General features: G+C 55.6%; 7 protein-coding genes and 1 riboswitch. Of the genes, 3 read left to right on the top strand and 4 right to left on the bottom strand.

Features of this window, described 5'->3' with window-relative positions; translation table 11 throughout:
• Window positions 1–44 precede the first annotated feature (44 nt).
• The 3 genes from BM152_RS18565 (at window position 45) to BM152_RS19750 (ending at window position 1131) form a co-directional block, all read left to right on the top strand.
• On the top strand, window positions 45–365 hold the full coding sequence (locus BM152_RS18565; RefSeq protein ID WP_066601529.1) for a DMT family transporter: 321 nt from the start codon (window positions 45–47) through the stop codon (window positions 363–365).
• Window positions 366–661: 296 nt separating this feature from the next.
• Window positions 662–946: a hypothetical protein gene (locus BM152_RS18870; protein ID WP_066601528.1), complete on the top strand. Its 285-nt coding sequence runs from the start codon at window positions 662–664 to the stop codon at window positions 944–946.
• 65 nt (window positions 947–1011) lie between these two features.
• Entirely contained in the window at window positions 1012–1131 is a 120-nt protein-coding gene (locus BM152_RS19750; RefSeq protein ID WP_082715315.1) for an antitoxin Xre/MbcA/ParS toxin-binding domain-containing protein, read from the top strand.
• A 186-nt stretch (window positions 1132–1317) separates the two neighbouring features.
• Here BM152_RS19750 and BM152_RS18575 read toward each other — a convergent pair whose 3' ends face one another.
• The 4 genes from BM152_RS18575 to BM152_RS18590 form a co-directional block, all read right to left on the bottom strand.
• Window positions 1318–2298, bottom strand: a complete 981-nt coding sequence (locus BM152_RS18575) for an ABC transporter substrate-binding protein (RefSeq protein WP_066601526.1) — start codon at window positions 2296–2298, stop codon at window positions 1318–1320.
• Window positions 2295–3035, bottom strand: coding sequence for an ABC transporter ATP-binding protein (locus BM152_RS18580; RefSeq protein ID WP_066601524.1), 741 nt, complete (start codon window positions 3033–3035; stop codon window positions 2295–2297). Before BM152_RS18580 ends, BM152_RS18575 begins: the two co-directional genes overlap by 4 nt.
• Window positions 3028–3717, bottom strand: coding sequence for an ABC transporter permease (locus tag BM152_RS18585; RefSeq protein ID WP_231730500.1), 690 nt, complete (start codon window positions 3715–3717; stop codon window positions 3028–3030). Before BM152_RS18585 ends, BM152_RS18580 begins: the two co-directional genes overlap by 8 nt.
• A 116-nt stretch (window positions 3718–3833) precedes the next feature.
• Entirely contained in the window at window positions 3834–4445 is a 612-nt protein-coding gene (locus BM152_RS18590; RefSeq protein WP_066601518.1) for a YkoF family thiamine/hydroxymethylpyrimidine-binding protein, read from the bottom strand.
• Window positions 4438–4543, bottom strand: a riboswitch (TPP riboswitch). Its footprint overlaps the gene before it by 8 nt.
• Window positions 4544–5532 lie beyond the last annotated feature (989 nt).

Here is a 5532-nt window from a genome sequence, read left to right on the forward strand (position 1 = left end):
ATCTTGGTCACCATACGGGACGGCCCGGCACAAGGAGAACAAGCATGGCTTGGATCTGTCTTTTCATAGCCGGCATTCTGGAAGTTATCTGGGCTTTCGCGATGAAAAAGTCTCTCGGCTTCACTCTTGTCACCCCGACGATCATCACCATTGTCACGATGATTGCCAGCTTCGGGCTGCTGTCCGTCGCGATGAAAACACTGCCACTCGGCACGGCATATACGATATGGACAGGCATCGGTGCCATTGGCGCGTTCATCCTCGGGATCGCCGTCTTGGGAGAGAGTGTCACGCTAACACGGATCATTGCGGCACTGCTCATCATCAGCGGCATCATCACAATGAAACTGGCCGGACCTCATTGAATTGCGACCCAAAGAAACGGTGAGAACATGCCAGACAAAAGGACAATGTCATCCGCCGGTCGATCACCGCCCTCCCTCTCCGACATGCTGCTCCACTCACAATTGGCGGTATCAAATTCTGGATCTCGTTTTGCATCATCAGAACACCCACGGGAAACTGCATATAGATGACGTATACCAGAATCCTCCTAGAGGACCGTCGCTCCACCTGCCCCCGACAGCCAACGGAAACCTCTCTTGAAAACCCGGACGTCTACGTCAGATAATTCAGCACACGTGACACAAAGGAGGGTGCTATGGTTGCAATGAGCGGCTTCGAGAATGAAGTGACCCGAACCTACCAGCTGCTCGGCGGCAAACGCACGATCAACGCGCCTATAGATACTGCATTGGATGCGCTTGATCTAATTGTTAAAGGTCTTCCCCTTTCCGCACTTCTACACTTGGTGAATGAAATCCCCATGTTGTCGTCAAGGGACACCCTTGAGAAGGCCATCAGCATCAGCCCTCGGCCCCTGCAACGTCACAAGAAAGAGGGTATTCCCAAGCCCTTGGGCCTCGAGCAAAGCAACCGGATATAGCGTTTTGCAAAATTCTAGAGAGAGCCATAAATGTTCTGAGCTTAAAGGAAGAGGTGGAATTGTAGATGGGCCAGCCGGCATTTGGCCTGGAAAACAGAAAGCCCATTGACCTACTCGCCTCGGCGGCTGGCGCTGAAACCGTGCAAGACCACCTGACAATGCTAGAGTATGGGATTTACATGTGACCTCTTTTCCCCAACCTCTCGGTTCTGGAGAAGTTCGGTTATTGCCAATTACACATGCTTGGGACCGTTCGAGGCGATCGACACCTAGGGTGGCTTCCGGACATTCCCTGCGCATGAGAGCCAAACAGGTAATAGCACTATCGGAAGACGATTAGGCGGAGGAACAGCATCGTCTTCGCTCCTGCGTCATCTGTCGGTCATCCAGCTTTGGTCGAACCAGCCCGACACATCGCCCGGCCATGCGAGAGGTTGACCGTCAGCTCCGCGCAACACGCCGCTGTTGAAGAGAAATTGCGCCATCGTTGTTAGCCTAACTTCGTCGATTAGACCCACAGGGGTGTTGCCATCCGTCAGATAACCGCCATCGGCTATGAGGCGCATCGAACCGCGTACGAGCTGTTCGTTGGGGAAATCTCCTGCTTTAATCAGGATCTCTGCCGCCTCTAGAGGGTTTGCAGCGGCCCATTCGTATCCCCGCCTTGTTGCTTGCATGAACGCTACCACTGTGTCGGGGTCGCTTTCCAGCATCGCGGTCTGCGTTCCGATGTAACCGCCTTGTGCTTCGGGCACGCCGTAGTCGGCGTAAACGAAATGGGACTGCTCGCGACCGATAAGCGCACTGTTCACACCTTCCCAAGTAGCGACCTCCAGTGTGAAATCCACAGCACCAGAGGCCAGAGCTTCGTAGGCGCCGGTGCCCAGCGTCACAGTATCATAATCCGCAATACCACCGTCATTCTCGATCATCGTAGAAATCAGTGCATCTTCCCATGCGCTACCAAATCCAGCGTAGGTCTTGCCTTCGAGGTCTGCAGGTCGCGAGATCGTATCGTTTCCGCTGTTGTAAACCAGCCTTCCAGCCTCATTTTGCATCGTGACCCAAAGTGCCGTAATCGGCGCCTGTCCTGCCTTTGCGCTCATAAAGCCAAGCGCAGTCATATAGGCAAAGTCCACCGCACCGGCGGCCAAGAGCGCAGTTGAGGCCGTGTCTGAATAGGGTAGGATTTCGACCTCCAGCCCCTCCTGCGCGTAAAACTCTTTTTGTTGTGCGACGACAAGGCCGATGTGGTTGGTGTTCAATGTCCAATCGAGCGCGATGCTCACCTCTTCGGCACATACAGTGGAGGCCGCGAGGCAGGCGGCAAGGCTCAGGGGGGCGATGTTCATGGTATTTCCTTCAGTAGCATGAGTTTGAGACTTGAGCGGATCTCGGCTAACGCCGTCTCGCTCCGCTCCGCGCTTGGCGTGGATATGGGGATGTCGGCAATGATACGACCGGGGCCGCCCGCCATGACAAGCACACGGTCAGCCATCTGTGTCGCTTCGTAAAGGTCGTGCGTCACCATTAATACGGCGCGTGGACGCTCGGCCAGCCGCGCGACCAGCCAGTCCTGCATGCAAAGCCGCGTCACAGCGTCGAGGGCTGAAAATGGCTCATCCAGTAACAGCACGCGTGCGTCCTGAACGATGGTGCGCAGAAACGCTGCCCGTTGGCGCATGCCTCCTGAGAGCTGATCAGGAAAACTCTCTTCGTGACCCTCCAGACCAAAAGTCGGGAAAAGCGCGTCCACCCGATCCCGCGCGGCGCGGCGTTCCATGCCACCGATTTCCAGCCCGAGACAAGCGTTCTCGGCGGCCGTGAGCCAGGGAAACAGGGTGTCCTGCTGCGGTTGATAGGCGATATCCCGGTGTGGGAAGATCGCGGTGGAGCCATCGATCAGGGCATCACCCTTCGCCTGCAATTCGGGAGCAAGGACCCCAGCCAACCATTTGACGACCGAGCTCTTGCCACAACCGGAAGGGCCAATCAGGCAAGTCAGGCTGCCTTCGGCGAGAGAAAGCGAAAGGTCCTCGACAAGCGTTTCCGCTCCCGTACGGATCGTGAGCCCCCGCACCTCAAGCATTGTTTTCTCTTCGATACCGACGGCGCGTCATGCGTTTGATCCCTTTAATGACAGTCAGAAGCACCAGCGTCAGACAAGCCGAGACGAATACAGCAGACAGGACGAGATCGGCGCGAAAATTGTTCTTTGCCGCGAGAATGTAGATTCCCAGGCCACGCCGAGCGCCTGCGTATTCGGCGAAGATCGTCGCCACGATTGCATAGGTCGCTGATATCCGAAGTCCTGAAAAGAATTGCGCCCGCGCTGATGGCAAGGCCGCGCGACGAAAGATCACCCACCGTGTGGCACCCATGGACACCAGTTGGTCACGAAACGCCCGCGGCAGGCTGGCATAGCCAGACGTGAGGCTGACGACCATCGGAAAAAAAGTGACAAGGATCACCAGCAAGACCTTTGGCAGCAATCCGAACCCGAACCAAAGCACCATGAGTGGCGCGAGGGCGACGATGGGCACCGTTTGGCTGGCAACCAGCAGCGGCATCATTCCCCGGCGCAACCAGCCCGAAAAATGCAGGAGAATGGAGACAACGAAGGCGAAGATCACCGAAAGACTGAACCCTACAAGCGCCACGCCCAGCGTCGCCAAAGTATGGCGCGCAATGACATACCGTTCGACCCACAAACCATTCAGCACGTCGCTCGGCGCGGGCAGCACGAGAGACGAGACATCGGTCAGCGCCACGTAGCCTTCCCAGATTGCCAGGAAGGCCGCCAGCAGTACGAGAGACGGAAAGAGATATCTTACGCTTGTCATATCACTCCGGACGCAGGCGCTAGGCACCGGCCTCCGCCGCTGTCTCAGCCGAGGCTAGGGCTGTTAGCCGAAGCCGTCATGTCGATGGTGACATGACCTTCCGCCGGGCCAAAGCGTAGGAACGCCTGCCGCAAGGTCTCGAATACCGCACCGGCATCACCGCGCAGGCGCGTGCAGAAGTTCTTCGACTTATGGAAAGTGCCGCTGGTCTTCAGGAAATCGATGCACCCATAGATCTCATCCATATGGTCACCAGACCCCATGACATAAAGCGAGAATTGTACGTCGATCGCGACACCGAGATCAGGTGCTTGCGCAACCGCCTCTGCCGCGAGGGACTGGCGATCCTTCAGGGGCTGATCCTGCGCTTTCTCGAGCGTCTCACACCGGCAGTTTGGGTCATCCGGCTCGCCTGGACAACCGCGTGAGAAGGTGACGTGCATAGTCACATGCTCGGGCCCCTTGGCCGACGCTGCGAAAAGGTCGCGGATCGCATCGAACAATAGCTCTGGCGCGCCGACCATGAGCGTCGACATGTCGTCAGTCTCGATCCTTAGATCATTCTTGTATGGGGAGAGGGCGTCGAGCCCAGTCATGATGACATCCACGAAATTCGATGTCATCGGATACAGCGACACTTGTGCGCCTATGAACATTTAAGTACCTCGCTCCGCTGGCATTACCCAGATCAGCTGTAAAGGGTCTACGCATCATGCGTATCTCAGCTCCTGCCGGAGCGCCCCTGGTTATGTAGGCGCACTATCATCCGGCCGTTTCTAGATGTCAACCAAGGCCAAAGTGTTAGTCAGGTTCATTAAGCGAAGAACATTTTAATATGACGTACACGGGCTCCGAACGAGTGGTCACTTCGGCGAAACGGCGAAGGCTAGTCGGTAGACTGGTTCAGTTTGAGCCATTCGCTTCTTCAATATCAAATGGCGGGTTCTGTTGAGAACGCTAACTGATTTGAGGTGTTGGCACTGTTTCAACCCTTACGAAGGTGCGGGAGACTTCGCGATGATGGGACCGAATCAGGAAGCACAGGCGGCACTGTTTTATGGGTTTTCGTTGTAAGAACATCTCCCGCAAGATCATCTACTGTGCTCGATAGATCGTAAGCGTTGCAACTGGCCTCACCTCAGGCATCTATCCACGGTAACTTTAGGCACCTATATTGGCGCTAGGCGCCAATATGAACCAGTGTGCATAGGCACCATCGGCCCTAATTTTCCGTTCGCGCTCGCGGCCGAGCGTTGCAGTGCAGCTTCAGCAAAACGGCCATTCGCCCATCTTTCAGCATTTTCGGAGGATAAAGATCGGGAGAGCGGGCCGAAGTTGCCATTGACCGCGTCCAATTAAATGTCCGCTTCTAGGTGATCAACTTGCTATCCGAGGCCGCGTAAGGACCAGTTCAGTCGCTTCCATATCCTGCAGGAAAGCTGCAACATAGCTTGCCAAATGTTTTTTTTGGGTAGGACAAGGACCTACGCTCACATAGAGTAAGGGGGACAATTATGGCCTGGTAAAGTCTCTCCATGAGTTTTCTTGTTATTGCTCCTGTGACCTTGGCCCTTTGGGTCGTGTGGTTTTCCGTATGGACAATTTGGAGACAAGTTCTGCCAATCCTGGAATACGGCATTTGGGATGTTTGAATTGCCCCGAGTTTGCCGGAGACCTATAGCTTCATTTCACGCGACCATATCGAACACGTCGCGCTGTGCATAGAAGTTCTCTTCGGCCTCG

It is taken from the genome of Celeribacter halophilus (genome assembly GCF_900114135.1).
In the GTDB taxonomy this organism is placed as follows: domain Bacteria; phylum Pseudomonadota; class Alphaproteobacteria; order Rhodobacterales; family Rhodobacteraceae; genus Celeribacter; species Celeribacter halophilus.

What these genes read in the sequence shown, in the direction of transcription:
- BM152_RS18575 (WP_066601526.1), bottom strand. Translation starts at nt 2,298, where the DNA reads ATGAACATCGCCCCCCTGAGCCTTGCCGCCTGCCTCGCGGCCTCCACT.
- BM152_RS18870 (WP_066601528.1), top strand. Translation starts at nt 662, where the DNA reads ATGGTTGCAATGAGCGGCTTCGAGAATGAAGTGACCCGAACCTACCAG.
- BM152_RS18580 (WP_066601524.1), bottom strand. Translation starts at nt 3,035, where the DNA reads ATGCTTGAGGTGCGGGGGCTCACGATCCGTACGGGAGCGGAAACGCTT.
- BM152_RS18565 (WP_066601529.1), top strand. Translation starts at nt 45, where the DNA reads ATGGCTTGGATCTGTCTTTTCATAGCCGGCATTCTGGAAGTTATCTGG.
- BM152_RS19750 (WP_082715315.1), top strand. Translation starts at nt 1,012, where the DNA reads ATGGGCCAGCCGGCATTTGGCCTGGAAAACAGAAAGCCCATTGACCTA.
- BM152_RS18590 (WP_066601518.1), bottom strand. Translation starts at nt 4,445, where the DNA reads ATGTTCATAGGCGCACAAGTGTCGCTGTATCCGATGACATCGAATTTC.